Source organism: Mongoliibacter sp. (assembly GCF_007692705.1).
Classification (GTDB): domain Bacteria; phylum Bacteroidota; class Bacteroidia; order Cytophagales; family Cyclobacteriaceae; genus Mongoliibacter.
In genome coordinates, this window is the sequence record NZ_REBN01000224.1 from 22019 (window position 1) to 40408 (window position 18390).

General features: G+C 39.5%; 14 protein-coding genes. 9 read left to right on the top strand and 5 right to left on the bottom strand.

Annotated elements, in window-relative coordinates; genetic code table 11:
• Nucleotides 1-26: 26 nt before the first annotated feature.
• Nucleotides 27-500 carry a type I restriction enzyme HsdR N-terminal domain-containing protein gene (locus EA341_RS15845; protein WP_293016143.1) on the bottom strand — a complete coding sequence of 158 codons (474 nt, stop codon included), beginning with the start codon at nt 498-500 and terminating at the stop codon, nt 27-29.
• A 51-nt stretch (nt 501-551) separates the two neighbouring features.
• On the opposite strand from EA341_RS15845, the gene EA341_RS15850 reads away from it, so the two are divergent.
• Nucleotides 552-2204: an amidohydrolase gene (locus EA341_RS15850; protein ID WP_293016144.1), complete on the top strand. Its 1653-nt coding sequence runs from the start codon at nt 552-554 to the stop codon at nt 2202-2204.
• Nucleotides 2205-2326: 122 nt separating this feature from the next.
• Here the strand turns inward: EA341_RS15850 and EA341_RS15855 are convergent, their stop codons facing one another.
• A complete protein-coding gene (locus EA341_RS15855; RefSeq protein ID WP_293016145.1) occupies nt 2327-3025 on the bottom strand; it encodes a helix-hairpin-helix domain-containing protein in 699 nt (232 codons plus the stop codon).
• A 224-nt stretch (nt 3026-3249) separates the two neighbouring features.
• Here EA341_RS15855 and hemA point away from each other — a divergent pair, with 224 nt between their 5' ends.
• Nucleotides 3250-4521, top strand: a complete 1272-nt coding sequence (gene hemA / locus EA341_RS15860) for a glutamyl-tRNA reductase (RefSeq protein WP_293016156.1) — start codon at nt 3250-3252, stop codon at nt 4519-4521.
• A 67-nt stretch (nt 4522-4588) separates the two neighbouring features.
• A complete protein-coding gene (locus tag EA341_RS15865) occupies nt 4589-6169 on the top strand; it encodes a WG repeat-containing protein (RefSeq protein ID WP_293016146.1) in 1581 nt (526 codons plus the stop codon).
• Between the two features lie 124 nt (nt 6170-6293).
• Here the strand turns inward: EA341_RS15865 and EA341_RS15870 are convergent, their stop codons facing one another.
• From EA341_RS15870 to EA341_RS15880, 3 genes are all read right to left on the bottom strand, one after another.
• Entirely contained in the window at nt 6294-9131 is a 2838-nt protein-coding gene (locus EA341_RS15870) for a PD-(D/E)XK nuclease family protein (RefSeq protein WP_293016147.1), read from the bottom strand.
• Nucleotides 9124-12384, bottom strand: a complete 3261-nt coding sequence (locus EA341_RS15875; protein WP_293016148.1) for an exodeoxyribonuclease V subunit beta — start codon at nt 12382-12384, stop codon at nt 9124-9126. The genes EA341_RS15870 and EA341_RS15875 overlap by 8 nt, the downstream gene beginning before the upstream one ends.
• A 90-nt stretch (nt 12385-12474) precedes the next feature.
• Nucleotides 12475-13083, bottom strand: coding sequence for a hypothetical protein (locus tag EA341_RS15880; RefSeq protein WP_293016149.1), 609 nt, complete (start codon nt 13081-13083; stop codon nt 12475-12477).
• A gap of 453 nt (nt 13084-13536) precedes the next feature.
• Between EA341_RS15880 and EA341_RS15885 the strand changes: the two genes are divergently transcribed.
• The 6 genes from EA341_RS15885 to accC all read left to right on the top strand — a co-directional run bounded on the left by EA341_RS15885 (nt 13537) and on the right by accC (nt 18124).
• Entirely contained in the window at nt 13537-14103 is a 567-nt protein-coding gene (locus EA341_RS15885) for a DUF177 domain-containing protein (RefSeq protein WP_293016150.1), read from the top strand.
• A 17-nt stretch (nt 14104-14120) separates the two neighbouring features.
• On the top strand, nt 14121-14312 hold the full coding sequence (gene rpmF / locus EA341_RS15890; protein WP_293016151.1) for a 50S ribosomal protein L32: 192 nt from the start codon (nt 14121-14123) through the stop codon (nt 14310-14312).
• Nucleotides 14313-14586: 274 nt separating this feature from the next.
• Nucleotides 14587-15585, top strand: a complete 999-nt coding sequence (locus EA341_RS15895; protein ID WP_293016152.1) for a beta-ketoacyl-ACP synthase III — start codon at nt 14587-14589, stop codon at nt 15583-15585.
• A 21-nt stretch (nt 15586-15606) separates the two neighbouring features.
• On the top strand, nt 15607-16170 hold the full coding sequence (gene efp, locus EA341_RS15900) for an elongation factor P (protein ID WP_293016153.1): 564 nt from the start codon (nt 15607-15609) through the stop codon (nt 16168-16170).
• A gap of 106 nt (nt 16171-16276) precedes the next feature.
• On the top strand, nt 16277-16747 hold the full coding sequence (accB, locus tag EA341_RS15905) for an acetyl-CoA carboxylase biotin carboxyl carrier protein (protein WP_293016154.1): 471 nt from the start codon (nt 16277-16279) through the stop codon (nt 16745-16747).
• A 27-nt stretch (nt 16748-16774) separates the two neighbouring features.
• A complete protein-coding gene (gene accC / locus EA341_RS15910; protein WP_293016155.1) occupies nt 16775-18124 on the top strand; it encodes an acetyl-CoA carboxylase biotin carboxylase subunit in 1350 nt (449 codons plus the stop codon).
• The last annotated feature ends 266 nt before the right edge of the window (nt 18125-18390 follow it).

Consider the following 18390-nt stretch of genomic DNA (forward strand, 5'->3'; position numbering starts at 1 on the left):
TCAAAAAGATGACAGATGTCACTTATTTAGACATCAAATTGGGGAATTTCTACTATTTGCTTGTAGGATTGGGTTTTTGGATCAAAAGATAAAAAAAGATGATGAATACCATTACTAATCCCTACGAAGGGAGCAGCAATACTTTTATTATATACTGACACCTGTTCTACAGTTTTTTGGGAAAGCTGAATTTCAGGAGCTTTGCACTCTATCAATAAAAAGGCTTTACCATCCCTGTCCAAAACCAAAATGTCGGAACGTTTTTGAAGTTGGTTATATTTCAACCCTTTTTCCAATGAAATGAGAGATTTAGGGTAATTATGGTATTGGATCAAAAAGGCTATCATATGTTGCCGTACCCATTCTTCTGGGGTCAACATAAGATTCTTCTTTCTCAATGAATCGAAAATGCTTAATTTACCTTCAGTTTCCTCCAACCTGAATTCGAATTTGGGAAAATTCAACTCAATTTTCAGAAAATCGTATTTGTATGCCGACATTTGGCAAATATCCAGTCTTTTGGAGAACAATCACCTATTCAACATTCAAAAATGAAAAAAATTTTACTCCTTATTTATACCCTGACTGCAGGGCTGATTTTTCAAAGTTGTGGTACTGGAAAAGAATCAGCAGACCTAATTGTACATAACGCCACCATATATACTGTAGATGGAGGCTTCAACATTGCACAGGCTTTCGCTATCATCGACAACAGGTTTGTATCTGTAGGGAGCAACAACAGCGTACTTTCAAAATTTAAAAGTGAACAGGTCATTGATATGAAAGGTAAAACTATTTATCCTGGTTTCATTGATGCCCACGCACACTTTTACCGTTACGGACTTGGGCTACATGTCGCGGATCTGCTTGGAGCAGAATCTGAGGAGGAATTGATACAGAGGGTCAAGGACCACTTTGATAGAAATCCTGACGTATCTTGGATCATGGGGAAAGGGTGGGATCAGAATCTCTGGGAAGGAAAAGAGTTTCCCACGAAAGATGCACTTGACGAATTATTTCCGGACACACCAGTTCTTCTTACAAGGATCGATGGCCATGCAGCTCTTGTCAATCAGAAAGCATTAAACTTAGGTGGCATAACGGCTTCAACTGAAATGATTGGGGGAAAGGTCATTCTCAAGGATGGCAAACCAACAGGAGTTCTAATTGATAATGCCATCAAATTGGTGTCTTCAAAAGTTCCTGATCCAAGTGAAGATGAATCAAGAAATGCACTTCTGGGAGCACAGGAAAATTGCTTTGAGGTAGGATTGACCACAGTGGTCGATGCTGGCCTGGAAAGAGGAGTCATTGAACTGATCCAAAAAATGCAGCAAGAAAAGGCACTAAAAATACGGATGTATGCAATGGTCAATCCTTCCGAAGATAACATGGCTCATTATTTTGAATCAGGACCTTATCAGGATGACAATATCACTATAAAAAGCTTTAAAATATATGGAGATGGGGCTTTGGGTTCCAGAGGAGCCGCTTTACTTAGGCCCTATCATGACCACAGTGATCATTATGGGTTCCTTTTGAAAACCCCTGAAGAGTTTGACGAATTGGCCATGAAAATGTATGAGAACGGCTTTCAAATGAACACCCACTGCATCGGAGATTCCGCTAACAGAACCCTATTGGATATCTATGCCAAATACCTGAAAGGAAAAAACGACCTGAGATGGAGAATTGAGCATGCGCAGATTGTAAGCAAAGAGGATATGCCAAAATTCGCCCAATACAGCATAATACCATCTGTCCAACCCACGCATGCCACATCTGATATGTATTGGGCTGAGCAGCGCTTGGGTTCCTTTCGTATCAAAACAGCCTATGCATACAAAGACCTTTTGGATCAGAATGAAATGCTGGCACTTGGTAGCGACTTTCCTGTAGAACATATCAACCCCCTTTTCGGATTTCATGCTGCTGTCGCAAGGATGGATGCTGACAATTGGCCTGACGGAGGTTTTCAGCCGGAAAATAGGATCACAAGAGAACAAGCGCTAAAAGGAATGACAATTTGGGCTGCATATGCCAACTTTGAAGAACACCTTAAAGGAAGTATAGAACCCGGAAAGCTTGCAGATTTTGTGGTTTTGGAGGAAGACATCATGACAGTCAGCCGCAAAGATTTGAGAAATATCAAAGTAAAAAATACATTTATCGGGGGGGAGATGGTTTATTCATCTTCAAAATAAGGATACAATAAACGTCATATGCCTGGAGAATTAATTGTCTATTAAAGTTTTTCTGTCATTCTAAAGTGGAAGTAAGTAGACTACTGACTGTTCTTTATTTTACTCAAAGGCCAACCAAAAAATTATTCGAAGATCAAATATGGACTTACCCTCTCCACCCAATCTTCACTGAAAATTTTGACTTGTAGTAGGTCTTCCGGCTTCCTGTAATCGCCATGCTGTTCCCTGTATGCCACAATCACCTTGGCAGCGCCATAGTTGATATAAGGGTGTTTGGCTATTTCAAAAACATCAGCTTGATTGATATTGAGTTTTCTGTATAATCCAGGTTTAAAATCAAAGTATTCAAAAACCCTATCCAAAACTTCAGGTGTCATGCCATAAACATCCAATAATTGGTCTTTGTGCAACAAGCCTCCCATTCCTTCTCTGAACTTCACAATCCTGCCAGCCATCTTCTGCCCTATTCCCGGAACTACTTGCAAAACCACAGAGTCAGCCTCAAAAAAATCAAGCTTTTTCAACATAGGTGCTTCTCTACGTTGATAAGAAGATGATTTTTTAGTGGTATCTTGGAGGGTTGGAGAATTAAATTTGGCGAAATTTGGTTGATATAAGTGGAACCCAGCTTCCAACATACTATCAATCACCCCTTGATATTCAATGTAATGCTCTATGTTTTCATTTTCCAGCACTTTGTTATAAAAATTTGGAATAAAATAGAGCAAAAGGAATACTGGAATCAATAAAATGAACCCACGGGATTCTCTTCTGGAAAATCCTAGATAGGTTCTAAGAAAAAAATAAAACTTAGACTTCATAAAAATATCCTTTTGTCTAAAATCCAATCACCCGAACTTCGCCGTAATTGAAGAACATAATTTAATAGGATTGAATGGAATATCCAAAAAGTAAAAATTTGAGGCTCTATAGAATTTAAATTCCAACCGCTCTTATTTAGATAGGTTTTAAATTAAGACAGTATGTCACGAAATTTTCTTTTGAAAAGAAACTGAATTAAATTTGTATGCGAAAAGTATCAGAAATGCAGCACAACTTCAGAGCGATAAGCTTGTCCCATAAAAATGCTCCCGTACAGATCCGAGAGGTTATCTCCTTAGATGAAGGTTCTATACATGCTTTACTGATTAAACTGAAGGATTTTTTCAGCCTGACTGATACACTGATTCTATCTACTTGCAACAGAACAGAAGTTTATTATTCCCATGAATTAGACCTCAGCACTGAGATCATCAAATTGATAGGTTTGGAAAAAGGTATTTCTAATGTTGTAGATTATTTGGAATACTTCAATATCATAAATCACGACAGGGATTCAATTCAGCATTTGTTCAAAGTATCTATGGGTCTAGAGGCTCAGGTGGTCGGTGACATGCAGATTTCCAATCAGGTCAAAAGAGCATATCAAATGTCTGCTGACTTGGATCTTGCAGGTCCTTTTCTGCACAGACTTATGCATACTGTCTTTTTTAGCAGTAAAAGAGTAGTGCAGGAAACAGCCTTTAAAGATGGCGCTGCTTCTGTATCCTATGCTGCTGTTGAATTGATCGAAGAACTTACTTCAAATACTTACCAGCCTCGTGTTCTTTTAATTGGTGTAGGTGAAATTGGGGAAGATGTGGCTAAGAATATGGTAAATATTCCTGACGCGAAAGTCACCATATCCAACAGAACATTTGAAAAAGCTAAATCCTTAGCAGATGAATTGGGATATGATGCCATTCCTTTCGAGCAATGTATGGATGCCATGAATGACGCTGATGTTGTTGTCTCTTCGATCATGAAGTCAGAACCATTCATTACAAAATCTTTTGTAAAATCTTTGGACATTCCAAGCTATAAGCTATTTGTTGATTTATCAGTACCTAGGAGTATTGAAACTACAATTGAGGATGTCCCCGGAGTAATGCTTTACAATGTTGATAATATCAGAAGCAAAGCCAGTGAAACCCTAGAAAGAAGGCTTGCTGCAGTACCAGAGGTAGAAAGAATCATAGAAGAGGCCATAGAAGAATTTTTTAACTGGAAAAAAGGAATGATGGTGTCTCCTACCATCAACAAACTCAAAAATGCCCTTGAGCAGATACGTCAGGAAGAAATGGAAAGATTTCTCAAAAATGCCGATTCTGGTCAAGTAGCCATGATTGATAGGATTACCAAGAGCATGATGCAAAAAGTGCTTAAGGTGCCTGTTGTGCAATTGAGAGCTGCTTGTCTAAGGGACGACGCAGATCAGATGATCAATATTATTTCTGATTTATTCGACTTGGAAAAAATTAGCGAGAAAAAGGAATAAGAAATTCCACATTCTACATTGAAATACAGTACTATTCCCTTTAATTTACCTCTTCAACTAGCTTAAGATGAGTTCAAAATTAATTTGGGGTAGTATATTTTCTGCCTGTATCCTACATTTCACCCACTTACCTGCAATTTCCCAAACCTATGAGGTTTATGACCAAAATCTCATGCTTAAATCCAGAGTGGAATATGACCACATCAGAATCTTGGGAGAATCTGTGAGGATAAGCAATGCAAACAATCAAGTCAAATTATTAAGTAGGGAATATAAACCCTTTATCAACCTAAAAGCAGAATCCATTCATGCTTATGACCAGCCCTGGATCATTACTCAGGGGAAGCAGGGTAAAGGAGCTTTTCATGAATATGGTGAAGAGATTTTACCCGCGGAATATGATAACGTACAGACCTTTTTCACTAGACTCCTTGCCAACAAAGGAAGGCAGTACTGGCTCTATGATCACTCCACTCGTGAATTGACCGATGTAGGCACTTTTGACGAAGCTATTTTGGCCATGAACGGACAAGTAATTGCCAAAACAGCACAAGGATACTTTTTACCCTTGTCAGATGATCCTGACCACTTGTTTGATGAGATTAGAGAAATCAACCAAAACTACCTGATAGCAAAAGAAGCGACAGGCTATGGCTTGGTCAATAGAGAAGGGAATTATGTGCTCAGACCTGTTATTGATCACTTGGTCCACCTGGAAGAGGACTACTTTTATGCTTATGATGGCAACCAATACATGTTGATAAAAGGTCGGGAAGGCAAAGCGGATATCAGCTATTCATCCTATCATAAAATCACCAATGAGGACGGAATGCTATTGGAATACATTCATGGCAAACTGCGTAGGGTAATGGATAACGACGGCATCTTATTGGATCAAGTAGGGATGGAAAAAGTGCTGCCTGTGGGAGAAAAGCATTACAATGTTTTTCTCAGAGACCAAACAATGGGCTTACTTGGACCAAAAGGATGGGAAGTTAAGCCTATTGCAGGAGTTGACAAAATATTACCAGGCAAAGAAGGCTTATACCCTGCTTTGAAAGATGGGAAATTGGGGTTTGTGGATGTCCTGGGAAAATGGGCTATCCCAGCCAAATTTGAAGATGGCAAGAAATTCAACGAAGGTTTTGCTGCCGTCAAATCGAATGGTCGATGGGGCTATATTGATAGAAATGGCAGCTGGATATCTGATACACAGTTTGAACAAGGAGCTGAATTCAAAAGAGGGCTAGCCTTGGTTAGGCTTTCAGGGAAACAAAATCTAATTGATAGAAGTGGGAATTTATTGCTATCGGAAGGCTATGAACGCATTTCCCGTGGAGCAGACAATTATTTTATTACTGAAGATGACAATAAATTTGGTTTAATTGCACCTGATGGAAAAGAGATTGTGGCACCCAAATTCCAAGAGCTTCGAAGGGAAGACCTCAATAAAATACTGGTCAGGTTAGGAGATAAGTATGGTATCCTTGATGAAAATGGTGATTATTTGCTACCCCTTTATTACAAAAGTATTGTATTTGACCAAGGTGCCAATCAGATCCTAGCAGAAGATTTCTATCAGTTCGAACCAGAACCTACTGCTGACATTAAAGTCGAATCAAACGGAAGGAAGAAACGCGGAGGTTAATCCAATTCTTTTGTGAAAACGCAAAATACTTCCAATTCTTTTGAAGCTAATTAAGTAAATATTTCAATTGCTATAATTTAGGAATTCTTCAAAAGCTGCTAAAGATTCCCATAACCTGATTTGATCACCTTCCACACATCTCTTTGTAAGGACAGTAACCACATTTTAAAATATCTTCAGTCTGTGTAAAAGGAATGTTTGCATCAAAAATCTCTGCCAATAGTCCGCTCAGACCTTCCTCAAATTCTTCTCTATGGTCAAAGTAATTTTCAACTTCAGACTTGTCCATCAAAAGGAAAGGACTGAAGTTTTCTTTAAAGATTTCTTTGACGTTGAATAAGCCAGGTTTTAAGGGCTTTAGATTTGAATCATTGGCAAATTGGTAAAGGTAAGCATAAAGCATTGTCTGAAGACCTGCTTTATTTCTGTTTTTATTTTCTCTATCGACTAAAGAAGGAATGGACTCTATTTTTTTATTATCCTTTCCGGTTTTATAATCCAATAGTCTGATAATCCCCTCTCGTTCATCAACCCGGTCTATCAATCCATAAAGACCTATTGGCTGTATTTTGCCATCTACATTGACGGGGATGCTTGCATGATAATCTTTTTCCAAACCTAGAACCTTAAAATCTCCATTTCTCAGGTCATATTCCACGATAGCTTGAATATAATTTACAAAAATCTCCCTGACTATTTCCATCTGACCGGTAATGTGAATATCAGTACCTTCTGACTGCTTATAAAAATCCATGATGGCCTTGTCTACCATAGCAGGAATCTGTGGCTTGATTCGCTCAAGTTCATGCGGAGTGATTTTCCGGAATTCCTGACCCTCCGGAACTTGGTATAAAAATTCAATGGCCTTGTGTAAAATACTTCCAAAAACGCCTGCATCAACTTCTGCGGCAACTTCCTCTTTTTCATTCAATCCAGCCACATAACGAAAATAGAAACGGAGAGAACAATCCAAGTAGGAATTAATTCCCGAAGCAGAAAGCTTTTTTCTGTGGTCTTTGGGACTTCCTTGAACCACATATTTGCGCAGCGTATCCAGAATAGCCTCTGTTTTCTCAATATAAATCTCCCTTGATGGGGTAAGCGTAGCTTCCAACATAACCACTTGAGGATTGGAAATCCCCAACTCCACTTGCATCTGTTGGAGAAAACGGGACATCTCCCCTGCCTTACCTTGATTGGCAGAAGTACTATATATCAGGTGCACCTCTTCTGCCCTATGCAAAAGCCTATAAAATGTGTAGGCATAAATGGCATCATTCTGTTCTTGAACAGGCAACTTGAAGGCTCTCCTCAGGTTATAAGGAATCATGGAATTAATGCCTCCCCCAGGAGGAAAACTCCCCTCGTTCACATCACAGACAATCACCCGCTTGAAATCAAGGTTTCTGGACTCAAGGACTCCCATAAGCTGCAAACCCTCCAAAGGTTCTCCTTCAAACGGCAACTTGACTTCTCTGAATAATTGTCTGAAAAGCTTTAGAAAAAACTCAGTCTTCAAATCCCCCAACCTATTCCCTTTGAAATTCTCCTTCATCCTATTGAGTAACTTGTAGGTTTGAAAAAGATAGGAGCGCTGAATACTGTCATCCTTGAGCTGTTCAGCTAGCTTCGAAAGCAAATCTCCTAGGTATTCAAACAACTCAACCGCCTCTACTTTCTTAAATATCATGGAAAACAAACCACCTCCTTGTTCGAAAACTTCAGAAGGAATATCAAGGCTATTGGTACTTGAAATATGCATTTTCAATGAAGCTACAAATGCACTGTCAGCATCAATGAGGTAGGTGAAGGACAAAAGATCAAGTACAGGTTTATGGTAGAAAAAAGTCTTCCCATTCCTTACTTTAATAAAGCGCTGCAAATCCAATATTGCATCCAAAAATGCGTAAACAGGTGCATTTCGGATAGGATAACCCATAGTGACATTCAGCTTTTCAATTTGCTCAGGTATGGCATGCAATGTTGGGAAAAGCAGTTGCTCGTCAGGTAAAATAACAACAGTCTCCTCCAAAGACTCCCCTGCTTTTACTTGTTCCAATAAACTACCTACAAGATTCGCCTGATTGATTTTCAGAGGCACTGCGTAAGTTGAAATCATCTTGGATTTTGAAGCTATTCTTGATGGAATCTCTTCGGGGAAGGTTGGCCCAAACACAGGATCCTTCCTATAATCTCTGAAAAATAAGCCAGATTCCTGCCTTTCATCCTTGAGATAATAGGTGTCTATGTCCCAATAAATCTCAGCTCCATATTGCTTGATGAAATGTTTGATCAGCTTTTCCTCAGTATAAGTGAAGGCGTTGAAACCCACAAACACATAGTGTTTTTCGGGGGCTTCCATATTATCCAACTTGGAAATGGCATTCCTGTATATTTTACCTGTATAAGACAATCCTGACACATCCAAGTGGGCATTAAAACGCTCATACAAGTCTCCCAAAATCTGCCAAAAACGAAGGAATTTTTCTTTCTCCTTGTCCTTTTGGCTCTTGAAAGACTTCCAAAACTGCTCAATCAATTTCACCTGATCATCTGTCAGGTAGCTGAGATCCGCTTCAAAACTTTTGATCTCAGAAAGGTTTCTATAAAGGGTTTTGGCATCAGCCATAAACTGATCTATGTCGTTAAAATCTTTCAGGATCAATTCCCCCCAAAAGTAGAACCTATCAAAATCTTCCGGTTCAGACTGTAGCTGACAATACACCTCATACAGTTCAAATACCAAACTCAGATTATCCGCGGGCACTTGTCCTGCCAGACCACCAAAGACCTGTTCTATGGTTTTCACGTCTGGCATCCAACTGGGATGGTCTATCAATTCCCCCATGTACCTAATAAAAAATAATCCCGCCCTGCGGTTTGGTAAGACCACTACAGTATCTTTCATATCTCTGCCTGATGCCAGAATAGAGGCAGCTGTATCTTTCAAAAAACTATCCATATACTTCTATGATTTGTGTAGGTTCTAGGTAGCAGAGGTAGCCTTTGACAACCAAAGGCACGATCTGCCCTAACAATTGCATGTACTCTCTTACCTGAACTTGATGCGAATCTTTCTTAACTCCGGTTTTAAAATCCAATACAATGACCTCTTTTTCACTGATGAGGATACGGTCAGGCCTCCTTTGGGCTCCACCAGGAAGCAGTATTCCCTGCTCTGCGAACGCTTTATATTCACCGGAATACCAGTTTCGGAATTGGGATGTAGAAAATAAATCCTTGAGCTGCTTTTCCAATTCAACTTTGACTTGCTCTTCAAACCTACCCTCAAAACTATATTGCGTCACCAATGAAAGGGCTTCTTTCAGGGTATTGGAGTTTTCAAGGATTTCGTGAACCAATACACCAATTTTTCTTTCGGAACGATCTTGTATCCCGATATGCCCAAAATCCCAGGCATACTCTTTGGTCTTCAATCTACTGCTCCACTCTGTATATCCCCAATTCAACAGGAGCTCCTTTTTAGAAAAATCTTTTTCTTTTTCTTTTAGCTCAGGCCATTCTCCAAATTCAAATACTTTTGATTCAGAATTCCATATGGCTTCCTCCCCCATACTGGTACAGAACTGACCTTCTTCAAATAAGGTATACAATATTCCCCCTGTGGTTTTGGTAGAAATTCCACTGCTCTTCGAAGTGATATAATTTGCATGTCCCCAGATTATTTCCTCAGCACGGGTAAATGCAACGTATAGCATGTTGAGTGAATCCAAGTAAGCTAATTTCACTTCCTCGGAATAGAGTGACTCAAAAGCCGTCTGACTTAGGTCTTTATTATGAGAAAGGGGCATGACGGCTTGAAGATCCTCCTCTTGCCATGGTGACCAAAGTATTGGCGCTTGATTGCCTGTAGCCACCACTTTCCAATCAACAAAAGGCATCAAAATCACTTTATATTGTAAGCCTTTAGATTTGTGAATAGTCAAAATCCGCATCGCATCATGGTCTTCGGGGATTTTCACTGTTTGCTTGTCTTTATTCAATTCCCACCAATCCAGAAAGCCTGCTAAGTCCGCTCTGTTCTTTTTTACAAAATCAAAAACAGCTTCTTTAAAGCCAGAGATATAAGCCAAATCAGTTCCTGCATCGGTAAGCTCCAAAAACTGTATCAACACGTCCACCAACTCCAAGAGAGGCTGCTGAAGCCACTTCCCTACATGAGTCTCCAATTGTCTCTGCTTGGACTGTATTTCTGTAGCGAGTCCACCCAATTCAAATAATTCGTGTGTATAAGGTATTTTATGAAAAAGAGCATAATAATAAAAGCAAGTTTTAATCGCCACCTGATCTTCCTGATCTCTGAGGTATTTCAGTAGCGATATCAAAGCCTTTACAGCAGCGGACCTATGGATAAACAAGGATTCTTCTGATAGAACATCGTAACCATAGCCGTTCCCCTTGTTTTCCCGGGCATAGTCTATCAGTTTATCTGCTATTTGGGCACCTTCCTGGTTTTTCCTGACCAAAAATGCGATATCCTTTAAGGCATATCCCTTATCCTGGAGACGCTCCACCAATTCCGGTATTTTATCCAGAACCTCTATCTCCTCTTGTTCTTCAGCATCCTCATCGTTTTCATGGTTAGCACTTCTTCTGTACTCTTTTTCTGTGAATTCCAAGTGGATAAAGCCCTGAAAAGGAAGGGCTCTTTTCTTCTGAGGAACTTGCTGACGGACCTCAGCGAAGGCCTGCCCAAGCATATTACCTGCATCTACCTGAAAATCTGATTGTATCAATTGCTGCATCCACTCTGGCAAATTGCCAAAAAGTGTATTGTTGAAATCTATCACTTTCGGGAGGCTCCTGAAATTGACATCCAGATTTTTGACTTCAATCATGGCACTCCCAATCTGTTGCTCAACCTCATTCAAAAGCAGCTCCAGCTTCCCACCTCTCCAACGGTAAATGGATTGCTTGACATCCCCAACCAGCAAATTGGTATTTCCCGAAGCCAGAGAGTTGAGTAATAATGGTTTGAAACTGGACCACTGAAAATCCGAAGTATCCTGAAACTCATCAATCAGGAAATGCTTGTATTGATTCCCTATTTTTTCATAAATAAATGGCGCTTCATTGTCTTTGGTAATTTCTTTTAGAAAATCATTGACATCAGAGATCAATAAAATGCCTTCCTCATCTTTTAACTCTCTCAATTCCAAAATAAGGTTCCTGAAAACTCCATAGACGCGCAGATTTTTAAGTAAAGCATCCAAGGTATTCCACCTTGTTCTTAACGGAAGAGCATCAATAATCAATGATCTCAGTCCCCCATCTACAGCTGCTGAAATCGAATCCTTCTTTTTGGAAGTTTTGGTATACCAACCTTCCACACTATCTATATTGACGAGTTGCTTTTCGGTGAAAGTAGGAAAAGGGTGAATTTGATCACCAAACTTCTCAAATTTGCCTGCAAAATTAGAGTTGCCTTTTCCACCTGAAAAATCCGCCCAGTCCAACCCATTCCTTTCACGGATGGCATTGGCTTTTTCCTTAATTTCCAATGCTATTTGAACCAATATAGATCTCTGCTGAAAAATATATGCCCTAAGCTCCTGTACGAAGTCCTCCTTTTCCAAAGCCGTCTGAAAGCTTTCTCTGTGAAGCTTGAATTTTTCCTGAAAAATCTCCCTGCCGAGTTCTTTTATACCCAAGCGGACATCCCAAGATTTCCCATTCTCAATTTGGTCTTTCGCATATTCCACTAGCCATTGCTTGAGATTTTGATCCTCTGACACTTTCTCCACCACCCTATCTACCAGCCTATCCAATACAGCCTGTTGGTCCAGTTCAATGTCAAACTTGGCTTGTAAGTCCATCTCTCTGGCAAATGACCTGATGACTTTTTGAAAAAACGAATCTATAGTACTGACTGAAAAATATCCATAGGAATGGAGTATGTCCAACAGGGTATTTTTTGCCCTTTCACTAAGCGTCTTATCATCTATCTCCAGATGCCTCATCAGTTCCTGATCCAGAAATTCTTCAGGCCTAACCTCTCTGGAAATCCTCTCCAAAAACTCAAGAATCCGCTCTTTCATCTCCTGGGTCGCCTTATTGGTAAAAGTAACTGCAAGTATCTGCCTGAAAGCTCCAGGACTCCCAAGGGCAAGTTTGAGGTATTCCAAAGTAAGTGTGTAGGTCTTTCCGGATCCAGCAGAAGACTTATAAATTATAAAAGGTCGGATACTTTCCATGGGCAAAAATGATTGTAAACAAATCAAAGGCTTTTGCTCCTGAATAAAAAATCATTGACGTGAATTGTCGGAATATTTCATCACCGAATTTCAGAATTCCCATCGCAGGGATAAGCCATTCCCTGTTAGGTTGACTTGGTCCACAATTTTGCCAAGACCCTTCGAGTGTTTGTTGTGTACAAAGTACTTTATCAAATCAAAACTCATCAAAAAAGCACCTTGCAGCATAATGGATTTACCAAAGCCCTGAAATTGTTCATCATCCAACCTCATCCCTCTCTCATTCAGCCATAATCCCGCTGCTATGTAAGCAACATCCAAGCCTGCATTTACCAACAACACTTTTTCAATGCTATTTTGTGCACTGATAGTTGCCCATAAGTCATCTTCAGGTACTTCTCTCATAGCACTGAAATAGCCAAAACCAGCTATCAGCAGATTCACAGAGTTCCAATACACATTCATTTGATGAAATGCCTTGGTTTCACCGGAAGTCCTCTCAGCCATAACTGCACCTGTGGCAATATTTCCTACCGCCCAGGATCCCAGTATTAGCATCCCTGATTTGTTGTAATCAATCCTTTCCTGATTATATTGTTTGAGGGCTTCCCTGTCTACTTGAGCTTGTAAAGCTAATGGTAAAACCAAAGCAGCAAAAATTACACTTGATATCAATACTTTATGTTTTAAAAATTTCATAGGGTTATTTTTTTAACTTAACATCATTGGATTTATTTTGTTGGCCGTTTCAATTTGAAATTCAATCCATTCATCAGAAAGTTCGAATTGTCTTTCGAACAACACCTTTCTCCTTTTAATCCTGGTTAGTACCTGAGGTAAATTTAAGTTCGTTTTTCTAGCAATTGCATATCCGATATACATAAACATGATTATCCACTTTCCCACAATAAGAATTATTTGATAAAAATTAAACAGCATTTTAAAACAAATATCTTGTATCAGTTAATATCATCATGGTACAAAAACGTTAATTGATTAGTTATCGATATCGTTGAAGATTTTCATAAATTTCAAAATATGAATTCAACATCATTTTACTGAGCCATAGCTTTTTAAAAATAAATCCTGACCAAATTTTATTTTTCTCATTCATTTGCCTAAATTTGCGGTCTTGAATTAGAGGGAGGAATCATGAAATTCTTGAGAACGTACGAAATCGACGTCATCAAACTTAATGAAGGTAGACACACTTTTGAGTTTAATGTGGATGATGAGTTCTTTAAGTTCTATGAAGCCACTGATTGGGTCAAAGGATCCAATCTAACCGTGAAAGTGCACCTGAACAAGACTGCATCACTCATGGAAGCTAACTTTGAAATCGAAGGGATAGTAGGGTTAACCTGTGACAGAAGCTTGGAAGAATTTGACTATCAGCTAAAGCATGAAGAATTTATGCTTTATAAATATGGTCAAATTGAGCAGGAAATCAATGAAGATGTGATGATGATTACAAGGGACACCCCGAGTATCAATGTTGCCCAATTGATTTATGAATTTATCCTCTTGGCAATACCAGCCAAGAAAATACACCCTGATTACCTTGATGACGAAGAAGATGAATTTGATGAAGGAGAAGGTTCAGTTGTTTATGTTTCGGATGAAAAAGAAACAGAATCAAGTGATACAGACCCATCTCAACCGAAAAAGCCAGTAGACCCTAGATGGGAAATTTTAAATAAGTTAAAGAATAAAGATTAATCTAAAATAGCATAGAGATGGCACATCCTAAACGCAAAATTTCGAAAACCAGAAGAGACAAAAGAAGAACTCACTATAAGTTGACAGCTCCAGGAATGGCTCAGTGTCCAACTACCGGTGAATTCCACCTACCACATAGAGCATATTGGTTGGACGGTAAACTGTACTACAAAGGACAGGTTATCATGGAAAAAGAAGTTCTTGCTTAATTATTACACAAAAGGCCTTTTGACAAAATCCACCCTGACATGATTCAGGGTGGATTTTTTCGTTCAATATCTACTGAATCCAACAGGAATACACCTTAGAATCTTGATGCTATATGTCTTAAATAGCAAAAAGCTTTGGTGAAAAAGGACATTTTAGATAATTTTGATGCTTTGGTTTGTCAATAAAACGGAAACTCCCTTACTGACTAACTATAAAACACTAAAGGCCAAATCATAAACCAACACTTTCAATTTGGCTACAAACCATTGATTAATGAAAAAAACAAGAGCAGTAATTACAGGTGTTCATGGCTGGGTACCTGAGTATGTCTTGACCAACAGGGAATTGGAAACCATGGTGGACACCAATGACGAATGGATCACTACCCGGACAGGAATCAAAGAAAGAAGAATTCTAAAAGGAGAAAACCAGGGAACCTCTGTCATCGGCATAAACGCTGTGAAAGGATTACTCGAAAAAACCAACACGAAAGCAGAAGATATTGATTTGATCATTTGTGCCACTGTCACTCCTGACATGCCTTTTCCTGCAACGGCCAATATTATTGCAGATGGTGTAGGCGCTAAAAATAGTTTTAGCTTTGATATTTCAGCTGCCTGTTCAGGCTTTCTATATGCTTTGACCATGGGAAGTCAGTTTATTGAAACCGGTATGCACAAAAAGGTGATTGTGGTGGGGGCTGATAAAATGTCATCCATCATAGATTACCAGGATAGGGCTACCTGTATCATTTTTGGTGACGGAGGTGGCGCTGTATTGTTAGAGCCTACACAAGAAGAAGTAGGGGTAATGGACTCTCTTTTACATGCAGATGGCTCAGGAGCACCATTTTTACACATGAAAGCCGGAGGAAGTAGGAAACCAGCAACACCAGAAACAATAGCTGCCCGGGAACATTTTGCTTTTCAGGAAGGGTCTACTGTTTTTAAATTTGCTGTAACCAACATGGCCGAAGTCAGTGCCCGTATCATGGAAAAAAACAATCTTAACTCGGATGATATCGCCTGGCTCGTTCCGCATCAGGCGAATAAACGTATCATAGATGCTACCGCAAATAGAATGGGGATAGGGCCAGAAAGAGTCATGCTCAACATCGAAAAATATGGAAACACAACAGCAGGCACACTTCCTCTCTGTCTTTGGGATTACGAATCTCAACTGAAAAAGGGAGACAATATTATATTAGCCGCATTTGGTGGAGGATTTACCTGGGGATCCATTTATCTCAAATGGGGATATGACCCAAAATAAGCTTAAAATAAACTGATAAATATGGCAAGTACCGCAGATTTCAAAAATGGTTTATGTCTTGAAATGAACAATGACATTTTTACCATAGTGGATTTTCAGCATGTAAAACCAGGCAAAGGAGCAGCTTTTGTAAGAACAAAGCTAAAAAGCCTTAATACTGGTAAAGTGTTGGACAAAACTTTCAATGCAGGTGAAAAGGTAACCACAGCAAGGGTTGAAAAACGCGCTCATCAGTTCATTTATGCTGATGACATGGGTTACCATTTCATGGACCTAGACACCTTTGAACAAATACCTATTCAGGAAAAACTTATCGAAAGGGCCAATCTACTCAAGGAAGGTCAGACCGTTGACATTCTCATCCACGCTGAGACAGAAACTCCTCTCACTGTAGAATTACCTCCCTTTGTCGAACTGATGATTACTTATACAGAACCCGGAATCAAGGGAGATACAGCTACAAATGCATTAAAACCGGCCACTTTAGAAACCGGTGCTACTGTGATGGTTCCGCTATTTGTGGAACAGGATATCATGATCAAGGTAGATACCAGAGATGGTTCTTATTCCGAAAGAGTAAAATAATTTCAATACCTATTGTGATTTTCTTAAATTACATATAATTCCTATTTCATATCAAACCCAAACTTTAATCTCCCTTAAAGGGTGATTTTTAAACTATTCAAAAATTATGAAAGCAAAAGAAATACAGGATTTAATAGATTTTATTTCAAATTCCGGATTAGCGGAAGTGAAAATAGAAACAGACGAGTTCAAACTTTCTATCAAAAAGCATTCTGAAGCTCCGATAAGAGTAGAATCTACTGTAGCTGCTGCCCCAGCACCAGCTCCCGCACCAAGCCCTGCTCCGGCAGCAGCTGCAGCTTCATCATCCGAACCTAAAGAAGACACATCAAAATACGTGGAGATCAAATCTCCAATGATAGGGACTTTCTACAGAACTCCAAATCCTGATACAGATCCATTTGTCAGTGTAGGCGATTCTGTGACCAAAGGTCAGACAGTCTGTATCATTGAAGCAATGAAACTTTTTAACGAAATCGAATCGGAAGTTTCCGGGAAAATCGTAAAGGTATTGGTTGAAAATTCTCAACCAGTGGAATACGATCAGCCATTGTTCTTGGTAGATCCAGCAGGATAATTTTTGTTTCAACAAACCCAAATCACAGTGTTTAATAAAATATTAATTGCCAACCGTGGAGAGATTGCCCTTAGGGTTATCCGGACCTGCAAAGAGATGGGTATCAAAACTGTAGCGGTTTATTCCGTAGCTGACAAAGACAGTTTACACGTGCGTTTTGCGGACGAAGCTGTATGTATAGGCGCGGCCCCAAGCAAGGAATCATATTTAAATATCCCCAGAATTATTGCTGCTGCAGAAATAACCAATGCCGATGCCATACATCCTGGCTATGGTTTTCTTTCTGAGAATGCAGAATTTTCAAAGATCTGCGAAGACTACGGTATCAAATTTATTGGTGCAAGTCCAGAAATGATCAACAAAATGGGAGATAAAGCCACTGCCAAAGCAACCATGAAGGAGGCAGGCGTCCCAACCATTCCAGGCTCTGAAGGATTACTAGAGTCTATTGATCATGGAATCAAAATTGCCGGCGAAATGGGATACCCAGTCATCCTTAAAGCTACTGCAGGTGGTGGAGGTAAAGGAATGAGGATCGTCCGTCAGGAAAGCGAATTCAAAAAGGCTTGGGATGATGCAAGACAGGAATCAAGTGCTTCCTTCAACAATAACGGGCTATATCTCGAGAAATTTGTCGAAGAACCCCGTCACATTGAAATCCAAATTGTCGGTGATAGCAAAGGAAGAGCTTGTCATCTTTCAGAAAGAGACTGCTCAATTCAGAGAAGACACCAGAAATTGGTAGAGGAAACCCCTTCTCCCTTTATGACAGATGAGTTGAGAGAAGCTATGGGGAACGCCGCCATCAAAGGTGCTGAAGCCATTGGTTATGAAGGTGCAGGTACCATTGAGTTTTTGGTAGATAAGGATAGAAACTTCTTTTTTATGGAAATGAATACCCGGATTCAGGTAGAACATCCCATCACAGAAGAAGTAACAGATTTTGACCTGATCAAAGAACAGATCAAAGTTGCTGCAGGCGAACCCATATCAGGCAAAAATTACTACCCAAAGCTATTTGCTATGGAATGTAGGATAAATGCAGAGGACCCTTCCAACGGATTCAGGCCAAGCCCTGGAAAAATCCAAAACCTACATGTACCAGGAGGTAGAGGAGTAAGAGTTGACAGCCATGTCTATGCAGGCTACGTCATTCCTCCCAATTATGACTCTATGATTGCCAAGCTCATCGTGAGCGGACAATCGAGAGAAGAAGTGATCGTAAGGATGAAAAGAGCACTTGAGGAGTTTGTTATAGATGGTATAAAAACCACTATACCATTCCATATAGCGCTCTTGGAAAATGAAGAATTCAAAGCAGGCAATTTTACAACCAAGTTCCTGGAAAGCTTTGATTTCTCGCTCATCAAAAAATAAAAATCAAATTAAAATCAATTACTAAGCCGGTCCAATCGACCGGCTTTTGTTTTTTTATAATACTTTATTTGCTGTGAACCATATTTTTACAGATGGTTTTGTTAGCAATGTATTTTTTTACGAAATTACTTTTACCAAATAACCTTCATCTGAAAATATCATGAGACTTAAGATTCAGTCTTCCCTTCTCCTTATCATTCTGGCAATTGTTAGTTGTAAGAATTCTGAGTCACAGGAAATATTCATTTCAGGTGAGGAACAGATCA

Bases quoted from the DNA above. Each gene is read 5' to 3' on its own strand.
- EA341_RS15850 (WP_293016144.1), top strand. From the start codon at position 552: ATGAAAAAAATTTTACTCCTTATTTATACCCTGACTGCAGGGCTGATT.
- EA341_RS15855 (WP_293016145.1), bottom strand. From the start codon at position 3,025: ATGAAGTCTAAGTTTTATTTTTTTCTTAGAACCTATCTAGGATTTTCC.
- EA341_RS15865 (WP_293016146.1), top strand. From the start codon at position 4,589: ATGAGTTCAAAATTAATTTGGGGTAGTATATTTTCTGCCTGTATCCTA.
- efp (WP_293016153.1), top strand. From the start codon at position 15,607: ATGGCAAGTACCGCAGATTTCAAAAATGGTTTATGTCTTGAAATGAAC.
- EA341_RS15875 (WP_293016148.1), bottom strand. From the start codon at position 12,384: ATGGAAAGTATCCGACCTTTTATAATTTATAAGTCTTCTGCTGGATCC.
- EA341_RS15880 (WP_293016149.1), bottom strand. From the start codon at position 13,083: ATGAAATTTTTAAAACATAAAGTATTGATATCAAGTGTAATTTTTGCT.
- EA341_RS15895 (WP_293016152.1), top strand. From the start codon at position 14,587: ATGAAAAAAACAAGAGCAGTAATTACAGGTGTTCATGGCTGGGTACCT.
- hemA (WP_293016156.1), top strand. From the start codon at position 3,250: ATGCAGCACAACTTCAGAGCGATAAGCTTGTCCCATAAAAATGCTCCC.
- EA341_RS15845 (WP_293016143.1), bottom strand. From the start codon at position 500: ATGTCGGCATACAAATACGATTTTCTGAAAATTGAGTTGAATTTTCCC.
- rpmF (WP_293016151.1), top strand. From the start codon at position 14,121: ATGGCACATCCTAAACGCAAAATTTCGAAAACCAGAAGAGACAAAAGA.
- accB (WP_293016154.1), top strand. From the start codon at position 16,277: ATGAAAGCAAAAGAAATACAGGATTTAATAGATTTTATTTCAAATTCC.
- EA341_RS15885 (WP_293016150.1), top strand. From the start codon at position 13,537: ATGAAATTCTTGAGAACGTACGAAATCGACGTCATCAAACTTAATGAA.
- EA341_RS15870 (WP_293016147.1), bottom strand. From the start codon at position 9,131: ATGGATAGTTTTTTGAAAGATACAGCTGCCTCTATTCTGGCATCAGGC.